The organism is Phenylobacterium sp. (assembly GCF_004799515.1).
Classification (GTDB): domain Bacteria; phylum Pseudomonadota; class Alphaproteobacteria; order Caulobacterales; family Caulobacteraceae; genus Phenylobacterium.
In genome coordinates, this window is the sequence record NZ_SSMX01000020.1 from 42,224 (window position 1) to 63,866 (window position 21,643).

The 21,643-nt window shown below is 68.8% G+C and carries 23 protein-coding genes; 14 read left to right on the forward strand and 9 right to left on the reverse strand.

All coding sequences use genetic code 11. The features are described from left to right. The first annotated feature begins 8 nt into the window (after positions 1–8). Positions 9–218: a DUF465 domain-containing protein gene (locus E8A49_RS07715; RefSeq protein ID WP_293378535.1), complete on the forward strand. Its 210-nt coding sequence runs from the start codon at positions 9–11 to the stop codon at positions 216–218. A 34-nt stretch (positions 219–252) separates the two neighbouring features. Here the strand turns inward: E8A49_RS07715 and E8A49_RS07720 are convergent, their stop codons facing one another. Further along, positions 253–966 carry a GGDEF domain-containing protein gene (locus E8A49_RS07720; RefSeq protein ID WP_293378538.1) on the reverse strand — a complete coding sequence of 238 codons (714 nt, stop codon included), beginning with the start codon at positions 964–966 and terminating at the stop codon, positions 253–255. 130 nt (positions 967–1,096) lie between these two features. Between E8A49_RS07720 and purE the strand changes: the two genes are divergently transcribed. After that, positions 1,097–1,591: a 5-(carboxyamino)imidazole ribonucleotide mutase gene (gene purE / locus E8A49_RS07725; protein WP_293378540.1), complete on the forward strand. Its 495-nt coding sequence runs from the start codon at positions 1,097–1,099 to the stop codon at positions 1,589–1,591. Beyond that, the gene (locus E8A49_RS07730) at positions 1,588–2,673 is read left to right on the forward strand and encodes a 5-(carboxyamino)imidazole ribonucleotide synthase (RefSeq protein ID WP_293378543.1); all 1,086 of its coding nucleotides are present in this window, start codon (positions 1,588–1,590) and stop codon (positions 2,671–2,673) included. Before purE ends, E8A49_RS07730 begins: the two co-directional genes overlap by 4 nt. Before the next feature lie 6 nt (positions 2,674–2,679). On the opposite strand, the gene E8A49_RS07735 is transcribed toward E8A49_RS07730, so the two are convergent. After that, positions 2,680–3,342 carry a COQ9 family protein gene (locus tag E8A49_RS07735; RefSeq protein WP_293378545.1) on the reverse strand — a complete coding sequence of 221 codons (663 nt, stop codon included), beginning with the start codon at positions 3,340–3,342 and terminating at the stop codon, positions 2,680–2,682. 224 nt (positions 3,343–3,566) lie between these two features. Here E8A49_RS07735 and rpsU point away from each other — a divergent pair, with 224 nt between their 5' ends. The 3 genes from rpsU (at position 3,567) to folP (ending at position 6,801) form a co-directional block, all read left to right on the forward strand. Beyond that, positions 3,567–3,803, forward strand: a complete 237-nt coding sequence (gene rpsU / locus E8A49_RS07740; protein ID WP_199622309.1) for a 30S ribosomal protein S21 — start codon at positions 3,567–3,569, stop codon at positions 3,801–3,803. 214 nt (positions 3,804–4,017) lie between these two features. Continuing rightward, positions 4,018–5,898 (forward strand): ATP-dependent zinc metalloprotease FtsH, encoded by a 1,881-nt coding sequence (gene ftsH / locus E8A49_RS07745; RefSeq protein ID WP_293378548.1) that lies wholly within the window; start codon positions 4,018–4,020, stop codon positions 5,896–5,898. A gap of 72 nt (positions 5,899–5,970) precedes the next feature. Beyond that, on the forward strand, positions 5,971–6,801 hold the full coding sequence (folP, locus tag E8A49_RS07750) for a dihydropteroate synthase (RefSeq protein WP_293378551.1): 831 nt from the start codon (positions 5,971–5,973) through the stop codon (positions 6,799–6,801). Here folP and E8A49_RS07755 read toward each other — a convergent pair. The 3 genes from E8A49_RS07755 to E8A49_RS07765 are packed head-to-tail and all read right to left on the reverse strand — an operon-like array spanning position 6,780 to position 8,115. Beyond that, positions 6,780–7,295: an SRPBCC family protein gene (locus E8A49_RS07755; protein WP_293378554.1), complete on the reverse strand. Its 516-nt coding sequence runs from the start codon at positions 7,293–7,295 to the stop codon at positions 6,780–6,782. The genes folP and E8A49_RS07755 overlap by 22 nt on opposite strands. Further along, positions 7,292–7,816, reverse strand: coding sequence for an SRPBCC family protein (locus tag E8A49_RS07760; RefSeq protein ID WP_293378557.1), 525 nt, complete (start codon positions 7,814–7,816; stop codon positions 7,292–7,294). The genes E8A49_RS07755 and E8A49_RS07760 overlap by 4 nt, the downstream gene beginning before the upstream one ends. Continuing rightward, entirely contained in the window at positions 7,813–8,115 is a 303-nt protein-coding gene (locus E8A49_RS07765; RefSeq protein WP_293378559.1) for a metalloregulator ArsR/SmtB family transcription factor, read from the reverse strand. Before E8A49_RS07765 ends, E8A49_RS07760 begins: the two co-directional genes overlap by 4 nt. Before the next feature lie 84 nt (positions 8,116–8,199). On the opposite strand from E8A49_RS07765, the gene thiD reads away from it, so the two are divergent. The 3 genes from thiD (at position 8,200) to E8A49_RS07780 (ending at position 10,494) form a co-directional block, all read left to right on the forward strand. Next, on the forward strand, positions 8,200–9,000 hold the full coding sequence (gene thiD / locus E8A49_RS07770; protein ID WP_293378562.1) for a bifunctional hydroxymethylpyrimidine kinase/phosphomethylpyrimidine kinase: 801 nt from the start codon (positions 8,200–8,202) through the stop codon (positions 8,998–9,000). An 83-nt stretch (positions 9,001–9,083) separates the two neighbouring features. Then, the gene (locus tag E8A49_RS07775) at positions 9,084–9,602 is read left to right on the forward strand and encodes a nucleotidyltransferase family protein (RefSeq protein ID WP_293378603.1); all 519 of its coding nucleotides are present in this window, start codon (positions 9,084–9,086) and stop codon (positions 9,600–9,602) included. A 70-nt stretch (positions 9,603–9,672) separates the two neighbouring features. Continuing rightward, the gene (locus E8A49_RS07780; protein ID WP_293378564.1) at positions 9,673–10,494 is read left to right on the forward strand and encodes a PhzF family phenazine biosynthesis protein; all 822 of its coding nucleotides are present in this window, start codon (positions 9,673–9,675) and stop codon (positions 10,492–10,494) included. Positions 10,495–10,765: 271 nt separating this feature from the next. On the opposite strand, the gene E8A49_RS07785 is transcribed toward E8A49_RS07780, so the two are convergent. Beyond that, the gene (locus E8A49_RS07785) at positions 10,766–12,712 is read right to left on the reverse strand and encodes an ATP-binding protein (protein ID WP_293378567.1); all 1,947 of its coding nucleotides are present in this window, start codon (positions 12,710–12,712) and stop codon (positions 10,766–10,768) included. A 261-nt stretch (positions 12,713–12,973) separates the two neighbouring features. Here E8A49_RS07785 and E8A49_RS07790 point away from each other — a divergent pair, with 261 nt between their 5' ends. The 4 genes from E8A49_RS07790 (at position 12,974) to serA (ending at position 16,900) form a co-directional block, all read left to right on the forward strand. Beyond that, a complete protein-coding gene (locus tag E8A49_RS07790) occupies positions 12,974–13,309 on the forward strand; it encodes a hypothetical protein (protein WP_293378570.1) in 336 nt (111 codons plus the stop codon). 84 nt (positions 13,310–13,393) lie between these two features. After that, positions 13,394–13,834 (forward strand): hypothetical protein, encoded by a 441-nt coding sequence (locus E8A49_RS07795; RefSeq protein WP_293378573.1) that lies wholly within the window; start codon positions 13,394–13,396, stop codon positions 13,832–13,834. A gap of 154 nt (positions 13,835–13,988) precedes the next feature. Next, the gene (locus E8A49_RS07800) at positions 13,989–15,158 is read left to right on the forward strand and encodes a phosphoserine transaminase (protein ID WP_293378576.1); all 1,170 of its coding nucleotides are present in this window, start codon (positions 13,989–13,991) and stop codon (positions 15,156–15,158) included. A 167-nt stretch (positions 15,159–15,325) separates the two neighbouring features. Continuing rightward, the gene (gene serA, locus E8A49_RS07805; RefSeq protein ID WP_293378579.1) at positions 15,326–16,900 is read left to right on the forward strand and encodes a phosphoglycerate dehydrogenase; all 1,575 of its coding nucleotides are present in this window, start codon (positions 15,326–15,328) and stop codon (positions 16,898–16,900) included. 145 nt (positions 16,901–17,045) lie between these two features. Here serA and E8A49_RS07810 read toward each other — a convergent pair whose 3' ends face one another. From E8A49_RS07810 to E8A49_RS07820, 3 genes are all read right to left on the reverse strand, one after another. After that, the gene (locus tag E8A49_RS07810; protein WP_293378582.1) at positions 17,046–17,756 is read right to left on the reverse strand and encodes a hypothetical protein; all 711 of its coding nucleotides are present in this window, start codon (positions 17,754–17,756) and stop codon (positions 17,046–17,048) included. Further along, positions 17,753–19,177 carry a hypothetical protein gene (locus E8A49_RS07815; RefSeq protein WP_293378585.1) on the reverse strand — a complete coding sequence of 475 codons (1,425 nt, stop codon included), beginning with the start codon at positions 19,175–19,177 and terminating at the stop codon, positions 17,753–17,755. The genes E8A49_RS07810 and E8A49_RS07815 overlap by 4 nt, the downstream gene beginning before the upstream one ends. Positions 19,178–19,357: 180 nt before the next feature. Beyond that, the gene (locus E8A49_RS07820) at positions 19,358–20,062 is read right to left on the reverse strand and encodes a hypothetical protein (protein WP_293378588.1); all 705 of its coding nucleotides are present in this window, start codon (positions 20,060–20,062) and stop codon (positions 19,358–19,360) included. A gap of 369 nt (positions 20,063–20,431) precedes the next feature. Between E8A49_RS07820 and E8A49_RS07825 the strand changes: the two genes are divergently transcribed. Continuing rightward, positions 20,432–21,178 carry an SDR family oxidoreductase gene (locus tag E8A49_RS07825; protein WP_293378590.1) on the forward strand — a complete coding sequence of 249 codons (747 nt, stop codon included), beginning with the start codon at positions 20,432–20,434 and terminating at the stop codon, positions 21,176–21,178. The last annotated feature ends 465 nt before the right edge of the window (positions 21,179–21,643 follow it).

Consider the following 21,643-nt stretch of genomic DNA (forward strand, 5'->3'; position numbering starts at 1 on the left):
GCCCGCTCATGAACGACGACCTCTCCGAAGCCGCCCTCCACGCCCACCTCAGCATGCTGCGGCAGGACCACGCCGACCTCGACGCCGCGGTGCAGGCCATCGCGCTCTCGCCCCTGCCGGACATGCTGCTGATCGCACGGCTGAAGCGCAAGAAACTGGCCCTGAAGGACGAGATCGCCCGCATCGAGGACCAGCTCAACCCCGACATCATCGCCTGACTGATCAGTTGCCCCCCGAAGGGGAGGAATTTCTCTAGGCGCTCTTCCGCCCGCGCTTCAGCGCGTACATGGCCGCGTCGGCCTGGGCGACCAGGGCCTCAGGCTCGGCGTCGGCGGAGATCTCGCGCACGCCCCAGGAGATGTGCAGCGGCGCCGACCACTCGCCGAACTGCAGCGGTTCGGCCTCGATGGCGCGGGCCAGCGCCGCGGCCTTGGCCTCGGCGGTCTGCTGGTCGGCCTGCGCCAGGATCACCGCGAACTCGTCGCCGCCCATGCGGCCCACGATGTCGCTCTCGCGCACATGGGCGAGCAGGCGCTCGGCCACCGCGTTCAGCGCCGCGTCGCCCGCCGCGTGGCCCAGGCGGTCATTGACGCCCTTCAGGTCGTCGAGGTCGATGTAGACCAGACTGGCCGGCGAGCCGTAGCGCTGGGAGAAGGTCCGGATCCGGCCGAGCTCGCGCACGAAGGCCCGGCGGTTGAGCAGCGGGGTCAAAGCGTCACGGTCGGCAAGATCTTCCATCTCCGCCAGCCGGCCCTTCAGGCGGCCGACCTCGCCGCGCAGGTCGTCGATCTCGCTCAGCAGGGCCTGGATGGCGGCCTTCACCGCCGGCGTCATCTCCAGCTCGCCAATGCCCAGGAACTCCGTGGAATCAACGGGTCCGGCCGAAGGCAGCTGGGCGCCCGCTTGGATCAGCGCGCGTCGTCGCATGGCAGAAAAGGGTTCATTGCGCGCGCCGGTGATCTTCATGAGGCTCAGTCCTGGGGAGAGCGTGGGCGAAACAGACGCGCGGTGATTTGGTGAATCTAGCCGTCCTCGGTTGCTCCTGCAAAGTCGGCGCCTATACTCCGCGCCCTTCGGACAAGGGGGTCGGATCGACATGAGCGCGCCGTCAGCGCCCGTCGCCATCATTATGGGCAGCCGCTCGGACTGGCCGATCCTGCGCCATGCGGCGGAGATGCTGGAGAGCTTGGGCGTGGCCTATGAGGCCAAGGTGGTCTCCGCCCACCGCACGCCCGACCGGATGTACCAGTTCGCCAAGGGGGCGAAGGCCGCGGGCTTCAAGGTGATCATCGCCGCGGCCGGCGGGGCGGCGCACCTGCCCGGCATGACCGCCTCGCTGACCGAGCTGCCGGTGCTGGGCGTGCCGATCGAATCCAAGGCCCTGAAGGGCATGGATAGCCTGCTCTCCATCGTCCAGATGCCGGCCGGCATCCCGGTGGGGACACTTGCCATCGGCGAGGCGGGAGCGAAGAACGCCGGCCTGATGGCGGCCAAGATCCTGGCGCTGTCGGACGACGCCGTCGCCGCGCGGCTGGAGGCCTTCACCGCCAGCCAGACCGCCGGCATCCCCGAAACGGTCGAGGACGCATGAGCCAGGCGAACCTGCCGCTGGCGCCCGGCTCGGCCATCGGCATCCTGGGCGGCGGCCAGCTCGGCCGCATGCTGGCGCTGGCCGCTGCCCGGCTGGGCTTCGACGTGGTGGTGCTGGAGCGGCAGGCCGACAGCCCGGCGGGCCGCACGGCGGCCAGGCTGATCGTCGCCGACTACGCCGATGAGGCGGCGCTGGCGGAGCTGGCCAGTCTCACTGGCCTCGTCACCTACGAGTTCGAGAACGTCCCGGCCGCCTCGGTGGCCTGGCTGGCGGAGCACGGCGTCGAGGTCGCGCCCGGTCCCCGCGCCCTGGCCGTCGCCCAGGACCGCTTCGAGGAGAAGAGCTTCCTGAACGCCCACGGGGCGCCCACCGTGGCCTTCGCCCCGGCGCGGACGCCGCAAGAGGCGCAGCAGGCCCTGGCGGCCATCGGCGTGCCCGCGCTGATGAAAACCCGGCGCGAGGGCTATGACGGCAAGGGCCAGCGCTGGGTGGAGCACGCCGCCGACGCGGCGGCGGCCTTCGAGGCCCTGGGCGGCGTCCCGGTGATCGTCGAAGCGGCCGCCGAGTTCGTCCGTGAGCTGTCGGTGATCGCCGCGCGGGGCCGCGACGGGGCGACCGCGGTCTATCCCCTGGCGGAGAACCACCACGAGGGCGGCGTCCTGCGCCGCTCCATCGCCCCGGCCCGGGTCAGCCAGGCGCTCACCGACCAGGCCGAACGGATCGCCGCCCGGGTGCTGGCCGGCCTCGACTACGTGGGGGTGATCGGCATCGAGCTCTTCGAGATGGCCGACGGCCGCCTCCTGGTGAACGAGATCGCGCCCCGGGTGCACAACACCGGCCACTGGACCCAGGACGGCTGCGAGGTCGACCAGTTCGAACAGCACATCCGCGCCGTCGCCGGCTGGCCGCTCGGCCCGACCCACGCCATCGCCCACGTCGAGATGCTGAACCTCCTGGGCGAGGAGGCCGACGCCTGGGCGAAATACGCCGCCGAGCCGGAGACCCGCATCCACCTCTACGGCAAGCGCCTGGCCAAGCCCGGCCGCAAGATGGGGCACGTCAACCGGGTGCGGCCGCTCTAAGAGCAGTCAGCGGTATCGCATCCGGCCCAGCGCGCCGGCCGCCTTATCCAGGAATTCCGACGGCCGGAACTTCGTCGTCCGCTTCCAGGTCTCGAAGGCCATGACATTGGCGATGCGACGGTCGGTGAAGGCCAGCGCCGCCTCCTGGCCGGAGCTGAGCTGGATCGCGATCGCGCCGGTCAGGATGCCGGCCAGCAGCAGGCGCTTCGTATAGTGGTTCTCGTCGGTGGCGGTGTCGCCCGCCCAGCGCCAGAGGACGTCGGCGCTCTCCCAGGCGAGGCGCGCGCCCAGGACGGCGTGGTCCGGCAGCGCCAGGAAGCCGGCGGCCCGGCGCACGGCGGCCTCGTCGGCGGACGCGGCGGCCAGCCGGGCCTCGACGCCGCGGGCGATGCGCTCGCGGATCTTCAGCGCCTTGGGGTCGATGGCCGCCAGCGCCACCATAGCCGCCGCGTCGTGCCGCCGCGAGAGCAGGGCGGCCAGGTCGGCGGGGCCCTGCGGCAGCAGAAGCTCCGTCTCGCCGGCGGAAAGGCCGCAGGCCTGGCCGGCCAGGGTCGCCATCCGGGCGGTCCAGCCCTCGGTCGGCGCGATCTTCAGCGCAGCGTCCAGCACCTGCTGCTCGGTCGCCGCCGCCCAATCGGCGGCTGTGTCGGTGGAGTGGGCTTCGGCCATGGCCCACCTTAAGCCACCTCCCGCCCTCAGAGGAAAGCCTGCGTGTGACACTGAAAAGCCTCTCCTGCGGCGTGGACATGGCGGGGCTCTTCTGGTATCTCGCCGCGCTCTGTCCCGAAGGCCGCCCGCCTCCGGGATCAATTTTCTTTTGGTCCGCTCGCCGCCGCCCCCAAGCTTGAGGGAGCCAGGGGGCCGGGCGGTAACGGTCAACGGGAGAGAGACCTCTGGTTCAGATTTTCGTCCGCGACAACAACGTCGACCAGGCCTTGAAGGCGCTGAAGAAGAAGATGCAGCGCGAAGGCTCGTTCCGCGAGATGAAGCGCCACGTCCACTACGAAAAGCCCTCCGAGAAGCGCGCCCGCCAGAAGGCCGAGGCCGTGCGCCGCGCCCGTAAGCTGGCCCGCAAGCGCGCCCAACGCGAAGGCCTGATCGCTGCGCCGAAGAAGCCGGCGCCGCGGTAGGACTGAAGATTCAAGCGCGCGGTAGCGCTTAATTCATTGAATTCGTGCCTATCTGGGCCGCGTCCGACCAGGCGCGGCCCTTCGTGTTTGGGGGTGCATGGTCAGGCTGGGCGCGGTCTTCGGTCGCGCGGCGTCCAGCCAACTGGTGAAATGGCGAAGAGGCTCCTATTTTAGGAAATCCGGCGCCAAGCCCTAATCGAGGCGGTCCTAACCGATGAACCTGCGCAATCTCGCCATCTGGGGCGTCATCGTCGTCGTCCTGATCGGCCTCTATTCGATGGTCACCGGCGGCGGCGGCAAGGCCGCGAGCGCCGGCGAGATCACCTATTCGCAGCTGCTCACAAAGGTGAACAGCGGCCAGGTCAAAAGCGCGGAGTTCCGCGGACCGCAGGTGATCGTCACCGACAGCGCCAACAAGTCGTTCACGGCGGTGACGCCGACCGACCAGCAGGACCTGACCAAGCGGCTTGAGGCGCAGGGCGCCAACATCTCCTTCAAGGCCGCCGGCGGCATGACCCTGGTGGGTTTCCTGCTGCAGAGCCTGCCGGTGCTGCTCCTGATCGGCGTCTGGATCTTCTTCATGCGCCAGATGCAGGGCGGCGCGCGCGGGGCGATGGGCTTCGGCAAGTCCAAGGCCCGCCTGCTCACCGAGAACAAGAACCGCGTCACCTTCGACGACGTGGCCGGCGTGGAAGAGGCCAAGGAAGAGGTCGTCGAGATCGTCGACTTCCTGAAGGACCCGCAGAAGTTCCAGCGCCTGGGCGGCAAGATCCCCAAGGGCGCCCTGCTGATCGGCCCTCCAGGCACCGGCAAGACCCTGCTCGCCCGCGCCATCGCCGGCGAGGCGGGCGTGCCGTTCTTCACCATTTCCGGCTCCGACTTCGTGGAGATGTTCGTGGGCGTCGGCGCGAGCCGCGTGCGCGACATGTTCGAACAGGCCAAGAAGAACGCCCCCTGCATCATCTTCATCGATGAAATCGACGCCGTCGGCCGCCACCGCGGCGCGGGGCTGGGCGGCGGCAACGACGAGCGCGAGCAGACGCTCAACCAGCTGCTGGTCGAGATGGACGGCTTCGAGGCCAACGAAGGCATCATCCTGATCGCCGCCACCAACCGCCCCGACGTGCTGGACCCGGCCCTGCTGCGCCCCGGCCGCTTCGACCGCCAGGTGGTGGTGCCGAATCCCGACGTGAACGGCCGCGAGCGCATCCTGCGCGTGCATATGAAGAACGTGCCGCTGGCCGCCGACGTGGAAGTGAAGATCATCGCCCGCGGGACCCCGGGCTTCTCCGGCGCCGACCTCTCCAACCTGGTCAACGAGGCGGCCCTGATGGCCGCGCGCAAGAACCGCCGCATGGTCACCATGCACGACTTCGAGCAGGCCAAGGACAAGGTGCTGATGGGCGCCGAGCGCCGCTCGATGGTGATGACCGAGGACGAGAAGAAGAACACCGCCTACCACGAAGGCGGCCACGCCCTGGTGGCGCTGACCGTCCCCTCGGCGGACCCGGTGCACAAGGCCACGATCATCCCGCGCGGCCGCGCTCTGGGCATGGTGATGCAGCTGCCGGAAGGCGACCGCTACTCCATGAACTACGAGCAGATGACCTCGCGCCTGGCGATCATGATGGGCGGCCGCGTCGCCGAAGAGCTGATCTTCGGCAAGGACAAGGTGACCTCCGGCGCCTCCAGCGACATCCAGGCGGCCACCAGCCTGGCCCGCAACATGGTCACGCGCTGGGGCTACTCCGACAAGCTGGGCCTGGTCTCCTACGGCGACAACCAGGAAGAGGTCTTCCTCGGCCACTCGGTGTCGCGCACCCAGAACGTCTCGGAAGAGACCGCCAATGTGATCGACGCCGAGGTCAAGCGCCTGGTGAAGGGCGGCTATGACGAGGCCAAGCGCATCCTGACCGAAAAGCTGGATGACCTGCACACCCTGGCCAAGGCCCTGCTCGAGTACGAGACCCTGAGCGGCGACGAGATCATCGGCGCCCTGAAGGGCGTGCCGCCGAACCGCGAGGACCTGGACATCAAGCGCCCGAACGGGCCGGCCGTGGCCGTGCCGATCTCGCCGCGCCCCGAGCCGGCGTAATCGGGACCAATTGAACCAAGACAGGGGCGGCTCCGGCGACGGGGCCGCCCTTTTCCGTTATGGGGTCCGGCGATGAGCGCCCCCGCATCTCCCGTCCGCGTCATGGGCGTGGTCAACGTCACCCCGGACAGCTTCTCCGACGGCGGCCGGTTCGCCGGTTTCGACGCCGCGCTGGCGCAGGCGCGCAAGCTGATCGCCGAGGGCGCCGACATCCTCGACCTGGGCGGCGAGTCCACCCGGCCGGGCGCGGCCCCGGTCTCGGAAGCCGACGAGATTGGCCGCGTCGTCCCCCTGGTCCGCGCCATCCGCGCCGAGAGCGCCATCCCGATCTCGGTGGACAGCATGAAGCCCGCCGTGGCCCGAGCCGTCGTGGAAGCCGGGGCCACGATGTGGAACGACGTCACCGCCCTTCGCCACGCCCCCAACAGCCTGGCCGTCGCAGCCGAGCTCGGCTGCGAGGTCGTGCTGATGCACATGCAGGGCGAGCCCGCCACCATGCAGGCCGAGCCGCACTATGGCGATGTCGTGGAGGAGGTGGCCGCCTTCCTGGCGCGCCGCGCCGCCGAGGCGATGGCCGCCGGCGTGGAGCAGGCGCGCATCTGGCTCGATCCCGGCGTGGGCTTCGGCAAGCACATGATCCGCCACAACCTGCCGCTGCTGGCGGGCCTGGCGCGGGTCACGGCGCTCGGCTTCCCGGTGTTGCTGGGGGTCAGCCGCAAGAGCTTCATCGGCGCGGTGGACGGCGGGCATGTCCCGGCCGATCAGCGGCTGGGCGGCTCCATCGCGGGCGCGCTCTGGGGCGCCGAGGCCGGCGTGGCGGCGGTGCGCGTCCACGATGTGCGCGAGACGGTCCAGGCGCTGGCCGTCTGGCGGGCGATCGCTCAGGCGGGCAGGCCGGCGTAGAGCCCCGCGAGTTCGCGCTCGCGCTCGGCCCGCCAGGGCGTGCGCGCGCCATCGGCCGCGCCCTGCAGGCCCTCCAGATGGGTGTGCCAACCGGCGGCGACGCTGCGCAGCGGCGGGGCGCTGAGCCCGGTCTGCCGCAGGGTGAGCCGGCAGCCGCCCTCCTCGGGCTCGAGGCTCCAGCGCACGACGGAGTCCGGATGTTCGGGCGACGGCCAGGTCCAGGCGAAGACCCGGGGCGGGTCGAGCTCGGTGATGACGCCCGCCATCCGGTAGTCGTGGGTCGCCCAGTAGAGCGCGAAGCGGCCGCCGACCCGAAGGTCGACCTCGGCCTCGGCCAGCCAGTCCGCCAGGCGTTCCGGGACGGTCAGCGCCGCCCAGACCTTCTCCGCCGGCCGCGCCAGGCGGCGCGTGAAGGTGATCTCGTAGAGGCCACCGGCCTCGCGGACCTCGCCCACCTTCCCGTTCAACAGGGCGTCGTTCAGCAGGAGGCTCATGACCCCAGGCTCGGGTAGCGGCCGGCCAAGGCGTCCTCCCGTGCGACCTTGGTCGCCCAGGGCGTGGCGCGGCCGTCCATGGCGTCGGGCAGGGCTTCCAGGTGGGCGTGCCAGCCCCTGCGGACACCGCCGTCGCGCGCGCCGTCGAGGCTGAGGCCCGAATGGGTGAGGGTCAGCGCGCAGCCGTCCCCGTCAGGTGAGAGGTCGAAGCGCACAAGGGTCTCGCGCTCGCCGATGGTCCAGCGCCAGGCCAGCGCCCGGGGGGGCTCGCAGACGGTGATGGTCATCTCGGCTTCGTGGGCGCCGCCGTTCCAGTTCAGCTTGAGGGTCCCGCCCACCCGCAGATCCACCTCGGCGACGGCGAACCAATCGGCCAGCCGGTCCGGGTCGGTCAGCGCCGCCCAGACCTTCTCCACCGGCTGCCGATAACGGCGGTGGAAGACCACCTGCAAGGCGTCGTCGGTGGCGGTGACCACGCCCAGGGGCGCGTCGCTCAGCAGGGGTGCGGTCGCGGTGCTCATTGCTCTTTCTCCAGGTGCTCTTCCAGGGCGTCGAGGCGATCGGCCCAGAATTGGCGGAAGGGTTTCAGCCAGGCGTCGAGGGCGGCGAGTTCGCCGGGCTCCAGGCGGTAGAGCCGGCGCTGGCCGTCCGGCCGAACGCTGACCAGGCCGGCCTCGCGCAGCAGTTTCAGGTGCTTGGAAACGCCGGGCTGGCTCAGGCCCGTGGCCGCCACCAGGTCGCCCGCCGGCCGCTCACCGGCGCGCAGCAGGTCGAGGATCTGGCGGCGGTTCGGCTCGGCGATGGCTTCGAAGGGGCTCATGGCTTTATATTCTCTTCAGGAAATATAACTGTCAAGGAAATTCTTCAGACGTGCGAATCCGCCGGCGCCGCGCTATCGGGAGCCATGACCCTGCCTGGCCGCGTCTTGATCATCGCCGGATCCGACTCCGGCGGCGGGGCGGGTATCCAGGCGGACATCAAGACAGTCACCATGCTGGGCGGCTATGCGGCCACGGCGGTCACCGCGATCACAGTGCAGAACACCCTGGGCGTCAGCGCCGTCCAGCCCCTGTCCCCCGACCTCGTCGCCGCTCAGGCGCGCGCGGTGCTGCGCGACATCGGCGCGGACGTGATCAAGACCGGCATGCTGGGCGACGCGGAGATGGTCGAGACGGTCGCGCGCCTGCTGGACGAGGGGTTGGTTCCGGCGGTGATCGATCCGGTGATGGTCGCCAAGGGCGGGGCGCGGCTGCTGGCCGAGGATGCGGACCGGCCCCTGATGCATCTGCTCGTGCCGCGGGCTGCGGTGCTGACGCCCAATGCGCCGGAGGCCGCGGCCCTGACCGGCCTGACCGTCGCCACCACCGACGACTTGCGGCGCGCGGGCGACGCCCTGCTGGCGGCCGGCGCCGGCGCGGTGCTGCTGAAGGGCGGGCACATTCCGGGCGACCGGGTCATCGACGTCCTGATGACGCCCTATGGCGAGACCCTGTTCGAGGCCGAGCGGATCGAGACGCGCCACACCCACGGCACCGGCTGCACCCTGGCCTCCGCCCTGGCGACCGGCCTCGCCCAGCAGATGTCGCTGGAGGCCGCCGCCGCGCGCGCCTGGGCCTATGTGCAGGAGGCCATCGCCCGCGCGCCGGGCTTCGGCGCCGGCCACGGCCCGCTGGATCACGGCTGGCCGCTGCGGGGCAAGGCGTGAGCGTGAAACCCGCCGACCCCAGCCTCGCCGACCCGGAGCTGGAACGCCGGCTGGAGGCCATCGTCCGCGCCGCGCCCAGCCTGATGCGGGTGCTGAGCACGGTCCGCGACCTTGGCCTGCCCGACTGGCTGGTGTTCTCCGGCGCGGTCTACCAGCGGGTTCTGAACCGGCTGACCGGCCGCGATCCCGACTATGGGATCAAGGACTATGACGTCGGTTATTTCGACGCGGCCGACACCTCCTACGAGGCCGAGGACGTGGTGATCCGGCGCGTGGCCGCCGCCTTCGACCCGCCGCTGCGCGACCTCGTCGAGGTGCGAAACCAGGCCCGCGTCCACCTGTGGTTCGAGGGCAAGTTCGGCGAGCCCTACGCGCCCTTGCGGGAGACCGCCGGGGCCCTGGAGCGGTTCGTCAGCACGACCTTCGCGGTGGGCGTGCGGCTGGAAGCGGACGATGGCCTGACCGTCATCGCGCCTTTCGGCCTAGAGGACCTCTTCGCCCTGCGCCTGCGGCCCAATCCGATCCGCAAGACCAACGGCTTTGCGCGCACCGCGGCCTCGGCGCTCGCGCGCTGGCCGGAACTGACGGTGATCGACGGCTGAGCTGATCAATTAGCCGCTTGCCTAATTCCTTACCGTCGCTATGTGCAAGCTCGCCCTAGAGGAGCCCGCCATGCGCCAGTGGACCGTCGACGCCTTCGCCGCGGAGGCCTTCCGCGGCAACCCGGCCTGTGTGCTCGAGCCCTTCGCCGACTGGCCGGACGCCGCCTGGATGCAGGCCCTCGCCGCCGAGAACAACCAGGCCGAGACCGCCTTCCTGCTCAGGACCGCCGATCCCGCGCGCTTCGGCCTGCGCTGGTTCACGCCAGCGCTGGAGGTCCCGCTCTGCGGCCACGCCACCCTGGCCTCAGGCCACGTCCTGTTCGCGGAGCTGGGGCTGACGGCCGACGCCGTGGTCTTCGACACCAAGTCCGGCCCGCTCACCGTGCGTCGGTTCGGCGAGGATTACGAGATGGACTTCCCCGCCCAGCCGCCACGCCAGATCGCGACGCCTGCCGGCCTGGCCGAGGCCCTGGGCGTCGAGCCGCTTGAGGTCTGGGCCTCGACCTATCTGGTGGCCGTGCTGAATGACGAGGCGCAGGTGCTGGGCGCGGCTCCGGACCTGGTCAAGCTGGAGGCGGTGTCCTCCAGCGCCACCGGCGGACGCGGCAATGTCGGCGTGGCCGCCCTGGCCGACGCCGGAGCGGCCTACGACGTCGTCGACCGCTTCTTCGCGCCGGGCTCCGGCATTCCGGAGGATCCGGCCACCGGCTCGCTGCACACCATCCTGGCGCCGCTCTACGCCGACAAGCTCGGACGGGCGCGGGTCAGCTTCCGCCAGGCCTATCCGGGCCGTGGCGGCGACCTCGATTGCGAGATGACGGGCGAGCGGGTGCTGCTGCGCGGGCGGGCGGTGACGGTGCTGGACGGGACCCTGCGGGTCGGCGCCGCCTGAACAAACGAAAACGCCCCGGGACCGCGAAGGTCCCAGGGCGCTCCCGCACTCCGGATGTTGGTTCGGCGGTCGATCGCGTGCCGTAGCCGCGGACCGTCGTAGCCTCGATCCGGAAGGGGCGCTGTTCAGCGCCAGGGACCAAGAGACCACGAAACGGCTCACGGGAAGCTGAGGTCCGTGTTGTCCGGTGTTCATGCGGCGGGTTGTTGTGGACAGCCTGTGGATGGGCTGTGGAAAAGCCTTCGGCGCCGTCTCGGCGGGCTGGGCGGCCTTAGGCGACCTGGGTGGCGGCGGGCTGGGGCGTGCGGCCCGAGGCGCCGGTAGCCGCGGCGGTGAGCGCGGCGCTGATCGCCTCGTAGAGCTTGGCGATCTCGATCGGCTTGGCCACGTGGCCGTCCATGCCGGCGGCCAGGTACTCGTCCACCTGATGGGTCAGTGCGTTGGCGGTGAGCGCCACGATGGGCGTGCGCTTGCGCTGCTCGGCGGCCTCGTGGTCGCGGATGGCGCGGGCCGCGTCGATGCCGTCCATCACCGGCATCTGGATGTCCATCAGCACCAGGTCGTAGCCGCCGACCTTCCAGGCGTCGACCGCCTGCTTGCCGTCGCCCACGATGTCGATGTCGATGCCGAGCGATTCCATCACCGCGGCCAGCACCTGCTGGTTGGTCGGATTGTCCTCGGCGGCCAGCAGCCGGATGTTGCGGTCGCCGGTGTCGTGGGCGGCCGCCTCGGTGGCCGCGCCGGCCGCTTCGCCGCGCGACAGCGGCAGCTCCACCGTGAAGGTCGAGCCGTGGCCCTCGCGGCTTTCCACGTCGATGGAGCCGCCCATCATCTGGGTTAGCTCGCGGCAGATGGCCAGGCCCAGGCCCGTTCCGCCGAACCGGCGGGTGGCGGAGTTGTCGGCCTGGGTGAACTTCTCGAACAGCGCCGGCAGCTTCTCCGGCGCGATGCCGACGCCCGAGTCCCTGACCACCAGGCGCAGCGCCTGGGCGTTCTCGGTGATGTCGACGAAGGCTTCGACCGAGCCCTCGGGCGTGAACTTGACGGCGTTGGACAACAGGTTGCCGACGATCTGGCGCAGGCGGTCGGCGTCGCCGCGCCACCAGCCCTCGGCCTCGGCGCTGATGGTGAAGCCGAAGCCCAGGCCCTTGCCACGGGCCAGCACCTGGAAGGTCTCGGCGGTGGCGCTGAGGGTCGGGACGAGGTCGAAGTCCTCCTTCACCAGGCTGAGCTTGCCGGCCTCGATCTTGGAGAGGTCGAGCACGTCGTTCAGCACGGCCAGCAGGAGGCTGCCGGACTGGCGGATGATGCCCAGGCGTTCGCGCTGGACGTCCGCCAGCTCGCCCATGGACATCACCTCGGCCATGGCCAGCACCCCGTTGAGCGGGGTGCGGATCTCGTGGCTCATGTTGGCCAGGAACTGGGTCTTCAGCACATTGGCCGCGTTGGCCGCGTCGCGGGCGCTCTCGAGGTCGCGCATGGCGGCCTTCAGGTCTTCCTCGCGCTCGCCCAGCTTGCCGAGGAGGTGGTTGAAGCTGGAGGTCAGGCTGCGGAACAGCTGGTCCTGGGCCTTGACCTCGACGGGCTCGAAGCTGCCGCCGCCGGCCACTTGGTGCATGGCCTGTGACAGGCGCTCCACCGGCGCGATCACCCGGTGCGCCATGCCGCGGGCGAGGAACAGGGCCACCCCGATCCCGCCGAACAGCAGGGCGGCGGTGAGCGCGATGAATTGCGGGAGCAGCGCGGTCAGCGCCGGGCTGTGTACGGTGAGCGCGAGCACGCCCAGCTTGCGGCCGTCGGCGACGACATCGGTGCGGATGGTCTCCAGCGGCCCGGTCGAGGCGGCCTGGCTGGGGATTTGGGCGCCCGCCGGGGGCTTCGGCGCCGGCGGGCGCCGGAAGCTCGCCAGCAGCGCGCCCTTGGCGTCGGTGAGCTCGGCGGTCTCGATGTTGCGGCTGCCGGCCAGGGCCTGGACCGCGGCGCGGACCGAGGCCGCATCGCCGCCGGTCATCGCCTGGGCCTCGGTGGTGGCGGTGATCTGCGCCAGGCCGGTGTACATCTGGTGCGACTGGGTGCGGGCCACCGCCCACTGCTGCAACATGAACGTCAGGCACGCCGCCACCAGCACGACCAGGGTCGTGACAAGGCCCACCCCCGCCACGCGAGCGTGGAAGGTGGCGGTGGGCGCAGGGCCGGAGGTGCCGGTCGTCGGGGTCATGGCGCTCGCGAAAGGCCGCACAGGGACCTCCGCTCTAGCTCGACAATCCTAACGTTTGCTTCCCACCGGGCGATTCAGTCGAAGACCCGGGCGCGGCCCTCCGGACTTCTACGTAGCCGCAACCTGGACTGTGGCGCCGTCACCACAGATTCAACCTCCCAGAGAGAAATTTATGGTTAACAACCCATGAATCGATTGCGCGAACCTTAATATTCTATTTACCGTAAATTGTGGTTGCTAACTCAGTCGGGAATTACGGACATGGAAAAGGCGTTTGTGGCTCAGCGCGTGGCGAAGAAGCTCTTCGTGACCGAAGCCGCCGTTGACGGAGCGCTCGCTGAAGCGTCCGAACTGATGAGCGAAATGCTGCGCGCCCGTAAGGATGTCGGCGTCTCGATGGTGTTCGCCGACGATGCGGCCGCGAAGATGGTCGAGGCGATCAAGGCCCTCAGCGAAGCGCGCACCGCGATGGTCGCCGTGCACAACGAGCTGAACGAAGCCAAGCTTCGCCTCGGCATCCGGGCGAAGATGGGCATCGAGCCGAAGCCGGCGTCGATGGCCGACACCTCGGAAACGACCCTGCGCCAAGTGCGCTAACAAACTTCGGGGCGGTTCGCCGCCCCGCTGTTGCGAAGATTTAACTGGTGCCGCGTCTCTAATGAGGATTAGAGGCGCGGCACTATGTATCCCAGCCATATAGATCCGATATTCTTCGCCGAACTGGCCCTGGTTTTCGGCGGATGCATCTTTTCCTTTTGGAAAGGCGGCTTCCCCGAGCGCATCGGCGGCGGGGTGGTCCTGGCCAACACCCTTTTGATGTTGCTGCTCGGCGCGTCGATGGCCTCGGGTCTGGGGCCGGTCGTGGAGCTGGTGGTGGACGGGCTGACCGCGGTCGCCCTGCTGGCGGTGGTGCTGGTGTTCGGCAGCCTCTGGCTCGGCGGCGCGATGCTGCTCTATGCCGTCCAGTTCACCCTGCACGCCTTCTATTTCGTCACCGAACGCGCGCCCGACAAGCTGCACGCCATCGTCAACAACGTCGATTTCACCGGCATCATCTGGTGCCTGGTCATCGGGACGGCGGTCGCCTGGCGCCGCCGGATCAAAAGCGCCGCGGTCGCCTGACCGCCCGACGGCGCGGATCCGCGCCTTGAAGCGTGGCTTACAGCCGCATCCAGAATCTTTGCGCTTGCCTGCGGGGCCGAAGCCGGGTCTTTGACCCGCGGGCCACGCCCTCCCAACGGGGCGCAGTCCATCTGCAAGGATGGGAGACATTGCTATGACGACCCCCGCTAAGCCGGCCATGCGGCCGGCGCGACCCGAGTTTTCGTCCGGCCCCTGCGCCAAGCGCCCCGGATGGTCCCCGCAAAACCTGACCAACGCCGTCCTCGGCCGCTCGCACCGCTCCAAGCTGGGCAAGGCGCGGTTGAAGGAGACCATCGACCGCACCCGTGAGGTGCTGGGGGTCCCCGACGACTTCCTGATCGGCATCGTCCCGGGCTCCGACACCGGCGCCGTCGAGATGGCCATGTGGTCGATGCTGGGCCCGCGCCCCGTGCAGCTCCTGGCCTTCGAGAGCTTCGGCAAGGACTGGGTGACCGACGTCACCAAGCAGTTGAAGATCGAGGCCGAGGTGCTGGACGCGCCCTACGGCGCGCTGCCGGACCTGGCCAAGGTCCGCCCCGACGCCGACCTGGTGTTCACCTGGAACGGCACCACCTCGGGCGTGCGCGTGCCGAACGCCGATTTCATCTCGGCCGACCGTGAGGGCGTGGTCATCTGCGACGCCACCAGCGCCGCCTTCGCCCAGGACCTTGATTGGGCCAAGCTCGATGTCGTCACCTTCTCCTGGCAGAAGGCGCTGGGCGGCGAGGCCGCGCACGGGGTCCTGATCCTGTCGCCCCGCGCGGTGGCCCGGCTGGAGAGCCACACGCCCGCCTGGCCGATGCCCAAGCTGTTCCGGATGACCAAGGGTGGGAAAGTCACCCTCGACCTCTTCGAGGGTGCGACCATCAACACCCCGTCCATGCTGGCGGTGGAAGACGCGGTCGACGCTCTGAAGTGGGCGGCCTCGATCGGCGGCCTCACGGAAATGAAGCGCCGGGCCGACGCCAACCTGGGTGTGCTCGAGGCCTGGGCGCAGAAGACCGGCTGGGTCGCCTTCCTGGCCGAGGATCCCGCCATCCGCTCCAACACCTCGGTCTGCCTGAAGGTGATCGACCCGGCCGTCGCCTCGCTCTCCGGGGACGCCCAGGCCGACTTCGCCAAGAAGCTGGCGGCGGTGCTGGAGAAGGAGGGCGTGGCCCTCGACATCGGCGGCTACCGCGACGCCCCGCCCGGATTGCGCATCTGGTGCGGCGCCACGGTCGAGACCGCCGATCTCGACGCGCTCACCCCCTGGCTCGACTGGGCCTTCGCCACCGTCTCTTCCGAACTCGCCGCGGCTTAGGGCCGCTCCCCCGAAATACCGCTCATCCCGGCGAAGGCCGGGATCCAGATCTCGAAACGCCGGGCTGACCGGATTGGCGCTGTGCTTCCAGAGCCCGCCTCCGAGCCATCCCATCTGGATCCCGGCCTTCGCCGGGATGAGCGGACCGAAACAAAGGATCACCCCGAATGCCCCGCGTTCTCATCGCTGACAGCCTCAGCCCCGCCGCCGTCGAGATCTTCCGTCAGCGCGGCGTCGACACCGACATCAAGACCGGCCTCTCGAAGGACGAGCTGATCAAGGTCATCGGCGACTACGACGGCCTGGTCGTCCGCTCGGACACAAAGCCCAACAAGGACGTCATCGCCGCCGCCAAGCGGCTGAAGGTCATCGGCCGCGCCGGGATCGGCGTCGACAACATCGACATCCCCGCCGCCACCGCCGCCGGGATCGTGGTGATGAACACCCCCTTCGGCAACTCGATCACCACCGCCGAGCACGCCATCGCCATGATGTTCGCCCTGGCCCGCCAGATGCCCGCCGCCGACGCCTCCACCCAGGCCGGCAAGTGGGAGAAGAGCCGCTTCATGGGCGTCGAGCTCTACGGCAAGACCCTCGGCCTGATCGGCGCCGGCAACATCGGCTCCATCGTCGCCGACCGGGCCCTCGGCCTGAAGATGAAGGTGATCGCCTACGACCCCTTCCTGTCGGAAGAGCGCGCCGTGGAGATCGGCGTCGAGAAGGTCGAGCTCGACGAGCTGCTCCCCCGCGCGGACTTCATCACCCTGCACACCCCGCTCACCGACAAGACCCGCAACATCCTGTCGGCCGAGAACCTGGCCAAGGCCAAGAAGGGCGTAATGATCGTCAACTGCGCCCGCGGCGGCCTGGTCGACGAGGCGGCCTTGCGCGCCGGCCTTGAGAGCGGCCAGATCGGCGGCGCGGGCTTCGACGTCTTCGTGACCGAGCCGGCCAGGGAGAACGTGCTGTTCGGCGCCCCGAACTTCGTCGCCACCCCGCACCTGGGCGCCTCGACCAACGAGGCCCAGGAGAACGTCGCCCTGCAGGTGGCCGAGCAGATCAGCGACTACCTGCTGACCGGCGCCGTCACCAATGCGCTGAACAGCCCCTCGGTCACGGCGGAGGAAGCGCCGCGGCTGAAGCCGTTCATCGCGCTCGCCGAAAAGCTCGGCGCCTTCGCCGGCCAGATGGTCGACTTCGGGATCAAGGCCATCGACATCGCTTACGAGGGCGACGTGGCCAGGCTGAACGCCAAGCCGATGACCGCCGCCGCTCTGGCCGGCGTCATGCGGCCCATGCTGGCGGAGATCAACATGGTCTCGGCGCCGGCGGTGGCGAAGGAGCGCGGCATCACCGTCCTGGAGAGCCGCCAGGACGACAGCCCGATCTACGAGAGCCTGATCCGCATCACCGTCACCACGGAGAAGGGCAAGCGCTCCTTCGCGGGCTCGGTCCTGGCCGGCGCGCCGCGCGTCATCGAGGTCAAGGGCATGGACCTGGACGCCCCGTTCGGCCCGACCATGCTTTACGTCAACAACCTGGATAAGCCGGGCTTCATCGGCGCGCTTGGAACCCTCTTGTCCGAAGCCAGCGTCAACATCGCCACCTTCAACCTCGGCCGGGTCTCCGCCGGCGACGACGCCATCGCCCTGGTCGGCGTCGACCAGGCGCCCTCGGCGGAGCTGCTGGAAAAGATCCAGGCCCTGCCGCACGTGAAGGAGGCGCGGTCGCTGGTGTTCTGACTTCATCGCTCATCCCGGCCTTCGCCGGGGTGAGCGTGTCGGGGCGGTCCTGGGAGCCCGCCGCCAGCCGCATCGGTATCCCAGGCGCCGGAGCCCTGGTTCCTATTCCGGGCGCGGAGGCTGCTTCGACAATGGTCGGCCACTCTCAATGGCGAGCACGCTTAGGATGCTTTCTTTGGCGCCACGGAACAAGCAGCGTTTCCCTGTTCTGATTGATCGCGATCAAGAGGAAGAAGGCGCCGATTGAAAACAGAATGATCCCGAAAACCACGTATCCAAATTTGTGAAAGAGGTTTGACGATCCCCATTTGGCGGCAGGAGCAGCGATGCCTGAGGCCGTGAGCCAAATTCCGATGAGATAGGGCCATATGGACGTGCGTGGCTTATCTATTTTTATCTTTGACGGAGGGAATTCTTCCTCGAACGCCCTCTCAGGAGAATCGCTGGTGGCCTCGACCTCATCCCAATCCGGCGGACCTTCTTTGAAGGAACGCCAGAGGATTTTGTGGAACCGGGGGTCCTGCTCCAGGGCGTTCCCGAACTTTCGCCAGAGCGCGACATAGGCCACAGCGCCCTTCTTGGACGCCGAGGAATCTTCGAAGAGCAGCCAGAACACGGGGTGGAACGACTGCAATCGACAAAAGATGGGATAGCGATCCTCATAGTAGGCGGTGAATTCCCAACCCATCTCCCCGGCGGCCTTGGGGGCGGAGACGCGGCTGCATCCGAGGCTGGCCAGGATCTCCCCAAGCGCCACCGCCACATTGCGACCGCCGAACACCTGGATGTCGCCGCCGCCTTCAACTTGGTCGTCAGGGAAGTCCGCGACGAACCCGGCCCACGGTGGAACAATCATTGCGGCGCCTCTGCATCATCCTGCGGCAGCAGGCCAAGAGCCTCGCCCGACCCCACCCCAAAAGCGGTGTCCTTATAAATACCCGGCGTTCTCACCCAAACCTGCTGGGGCCCGCTGTATCTCTCCAGCCCCAGGCGCTTACCGCTCCACCCCTTGCCTCCGTTGAGGCCTTGAGGAAGCCTGGCGCCATAGAAACGGGGGTCCACCCCAAAGTGGTATTCGTAGAAATCGCCCTGTGACATCCCCCGTGGCTTGGACACGTTCAAGGGACTGTTCATGATCCAATCCGAGATCGTCACATCCTTCAACCAGGGTGTTTTAAATCCGAGGATCCTGTCTTGCGCTTGCGGGATCACGGCATGCTCGCCTTGGCCCTTGTAGGGCTTGGACAGGTATGTGGCCGTTGGCTCGTCCATTCCCCGCCCCATCATCTCCGCGATGTTCGCATCCCGTGTCGCCGCGAAGGTCCGAGCCGCGTCAACCCCGGCGGCGACTTCAGGGGCGGCGAAGGCGCCCGCAATATTCGTCAACGTCTCGCCCCAGTTCGCGCCGACCCCCAACTCATGCCCGAACTCGCCCAAGGCAGTGTCGGTCTGGGGCGCCGTGAACGGATTGAGACTATGGATCGCGGCAGCACCTTCGGAGATGGCGTCCTTCGCCAGTCGTGATGGATCGACGATGGCGCTGCGCCCATATTGAAGCGCGTCATGCGCGGCGGCGCTCGCTTCGTTCCACGCCTTCGCCACGCCCCCAGGAGCGAAGAGGCCGCCCACGAAGTTTAAGCCATGACCAACGCCTTCAAGGGCGTGCCAGCCGCCTCGCAGTGCGCCCGCAGGCAAGCCGATGAGGAATCCAGTGGTGCCGCCTACGGCCTGTGCGATCGGGTTGTGGTTCAGATCGTCGAAGAAGCCGGGCTGAGGCGCTTGGTCGGGTGGCCGGCCAACCACGACAAGCTCGCTCACCGATGGATCGTTCGCCCCGTTCGGTTGCGACGGATCAGGGCCAGGGTTCTGGGTCCCTGGGATCGGCGATCCTTGCGGGGCGCTGCCGCCAGCGGCGGTTAGGGGATCCGGTCCCCTGTTGTCGGCGCCTCCCACCGACGCCTCTGTGTCGTCCTGACCTGCTGCCCCGTCGCCCGGCGCCGACGGATAGGGCGCATAACCGTCCAGGTCCTGGTCATCGTCGTTGGCGGCTGTGGTCGGGTACGGCCCTGCTCCGCTCAGAGCCGCCAGCCCGATGGCGGTCAGATCGCTCGGGTTGCCGGCGTAGAGGTCGTCTCCGCTCTGGTTTGCTTGGCTCCAGAGGTTCCGCGCCACGCTGTCCGCCTCGGGCTGTAGGGCGAGCTGGGCGTTCCGTCGCGCCATCCAGGCGTCGATATCGTCCAGATCGTCGTTGCTTTGCGAAGACCAACCCTCGGACATGCCACCTCCTGCCTTTGCGCAAAGGAGCTGGCGAGGATGTCTCGCAAACCATCCGTCGCACGCATCGAGAATGCCACGGCAGCGAGAGAAAATCAAGAACAAAAAGGGAACAAACTAGAAGCCTTCGCGGATCCGGCGCCGTCGGCACGGCGCGTGTAAAGAGGCTCGGTCTCTGGTGTTCTAGGCGTCGGATCCCCGGTTTTCATCCGAGCCATAGCGCCTGCGCTTCCGGCGATGGTCGACCACTCGCAAGACAACGGCGAGACCGACCAAAAGCCCCACTATCGCCAGCGATCTAACCTCGGCCTGGGCCTTAGCGCCGTGGATGACGTTGTCGACAAAGATCATCGTCACAACGACCAGGGCGATCCAGGCGGGGACGATGACTCGCGCCAAAGACCCGCCCGCCGCCTTCGGCCGGGGTTTGGTGGGCCGAGGGGGGAACTCGTCCAGATATGTGGGCGGCGGAAGATCGTCCGTCACCGTGAATTCGTCCCGGTCGGGCGGGCCTTCCTCGAAGGGACGCCAAAGGACCTGATCGAACCTTGGATCCTGTTCCAGGTCGTCCGCGAACTTCCGCCAAAGTTCCACGTGCGCGGCGGCTTCGCGCTTCCGGGGGGCGCCTTCCAGCAGCAGCCAGTAGATGGGATGGAATGACTGCACGCGGCACCAGAACGAATGGCGCGCGCCGTATCTGAAGGTGAAGTCCCAACCCACCTCTCCGCCGTAGTGAGGCTCCGAAACGTCGGTGCATTCCAGGCCGGCGAACATCTCACCCACGGCCACCGCGACGTTGCGGTCGCCATACACAGCGATCTCCTGACGCGTCGCGACCTCGTCGTCGGGGAAGTCGGCGACAAAGCCCGCGCAGGTTGGAACGTTCATCGCGGTTCTTTCGGACCACCCTGCGGTTGAGGGATCAAGCTTCGCCTTGGAGGCAGCGATGTGTCAAGAACAAAGAAGGAACTTTGGGGTGATGGCCTTCGAACTGGACCCTCGGCGCTCCCGGTCGTGGAGGGGTGGGCGCTGGTGTTCTGATTTTCTGTCGGCAAAGGTTCGGCTCGCCTTTAACCATGAGATGAAAGCCTCTCCGGCAGTCCGGAACCCAGCCGTTTTTGGCGCGGTCCTTCAGCCGCCCACTTGTCATCGGCTGGCGCGAAGCGTCCCATGCGCCCCGCGGTGTCGCCTGCCCCTGGCGCGGCGCAGCTCAGCGCCAGGGCTGCGGCCGCTCGCCGGCTCCGCAAAGGATTTCGCATGAACACCGTCCTCATCACCGGCTGCTCGTCCGGCTTCGGCCTGGACACCGCCCACTTTTTTCACGACCGCGGCTGGTCGGTCATCGCCACCATGCGCACGCCGAAGGCGGACGTCCTGCCGGCGTCCGATCGGATGCGGGTCCTGCCGCTCGACGTCACCGACCCGGCCAGCATCGCCCGGGCCATGGCGGCCGCGGGCCCCTTCGATGTCCTGGTCAACAACGCCGGCGTCGGCCAGATGAGCCCGCTGGAAGGCGTCTCGATGGACAAGATCCGCGAGCTGTTCGAGACCAACACCCTCGGGACCATCGCCATGACCCAGGCCGTCTTGCCGCAGTTCCGCGAGCGCGGCTCCGGCGTGATCGTCAACGTCACCTCCGGCGTGACCTTCCAGCCCCTGCCGCTGATGTCGATCTACACCGCCAGCAAGGCGGCGGTGAACGCCTTCACCGAGTCCGTGGCGCTGGAGCTGGAGGCGATCGGCGTACGCATCCGCATCGTCATCCCCGGGCGGGCGCCCGAGACCCCGTTCGGCGACAACGCCCGCGCCCGCATGGGCCTGAACATCCCGGAGCCCTACCAGGCCCTGGCGGCCCAGATGATGGGGCGCTTCCAGGCTGGCGGCGACGTCACCACCTCCCGGGATGTCTCCGAAGCCGTCTGGCGCGCCGCCACCGACCCGTCCTGCCCCATGCGGCTCCCCGCCGGCGCCGACGCGGTCGCGCGCGCCGGGGCGGCCAGGTAGGCCGGGCTGGGAGCCAGGCGCCGCCACGCGGCCGTGGATTTGTCCAGGGCCGCGTGGCCCCAAGTCCCGAGCCCGCGCCGCCCTCCGCTAGGCGCACGTCCGGCCCGCCCGGACCCACCGTGGCATTGATCTCATGGCGGCCAGTTTGCCTTGGGGCCTCGGCTTCTCAAGGACCGGGCTCCGCCCGGCCGCGGAGCGGCGCGCCAAACAGCGCGTCCTTGACAAGCCGAGCCCCCAAGGCTCGCCTCATCCATGAGGTGAAAGCCTCTCCAGCGGTCTGGAAGACGGCCGGCTAGACCGGCATAGCTTCCAAGCTAGAGGCGAATGTCCGGAAGGCGCCGGGAGACCAAAATCCGTTCTCGACCCATGGCAGGCGTCCGGTAGGTCCGCTTGTCGGGTCCCTTCAGGCTCACTACCGTCACGTGTAGCAATTCGGGGAGGCACGGGTGAGATCAATGCTCCACG